At 49.9% G+C, this 749-nt stretch carries 1 protein-coding gene; it reads left to right on the forward strand.

Annotation, left to right across the window (positions count from 1 at the left end; genetic code table 11):
- A partial coding sequence (locus tag ACR0EL_RS22200) for a response regulator (RefSeq protein WP_480502318.1) occupies positions 1–749 on the forward strand: 749 nt, incomplete at both ends.

Genomic DNA, 749 nt, shown 5'->3' on the forward strand with positions numbered 1-749 from the left:
AATTTACGCGGGATGGATCAGTCACGATCGAAGTCGAACGACTTCATCATGATGATCTGATTGAGTTTCGGATTGCAGATACCGGGGTCGGGATATCATCTGACTATCTGGACGTTATCTTCGACGAATTTGTCACGATCGATACCGCCTTTGCACGTGAGACGAGCGGAACGGGATTAGGGCTGGCTATTACCAAAAGATTGGTCGAGGCGATGGGTGGCGACATCACGGCGTATAGTGTGCTTGGAGAAGGCAGCCTGTTTACAATGCGACTGCCGCTGCCAACCTCAAGATCTGATGTCATGAGCGAACCGGATTCCACAGACGCGCCACAGGCAGAGCTTTATCAGGGTTTGAAAGCGCTGGTGGTAGACGACAATGAAATCAATCGAATGATCTTGACCGATATGCTTGAAGATCTTGGCTTTTCGGTTGCTGAGGCTGAAAGTGGTTACGCCGCCTTAGAACGTCTTGGGTCCGAGCGATTTGATGTACTTTTGTTGGATATCAGCATGCCGGGTATCGATGGTATCGAAACACTCGGAAAAGTTCGCGAACTGAATATCGAGTGGGGCAATTTGCCAGCGATAGCAGTTACGGCTCACGCAGCCCCAAAAGATCACGAAGTCATACGAGCAGCAGAATTTCAGGGGTTGCTGGTGAAACCCGTTCCATTGGCGGCTTTACAGGCAGAACTGTCTAAAGTTGTGAAGGTGCAAAGGGTTGAGGTTATGGAGCCAGACAATGAC

It is taken from the genome of Ruegeria sp. AH12, assembly GCF_056541465.1.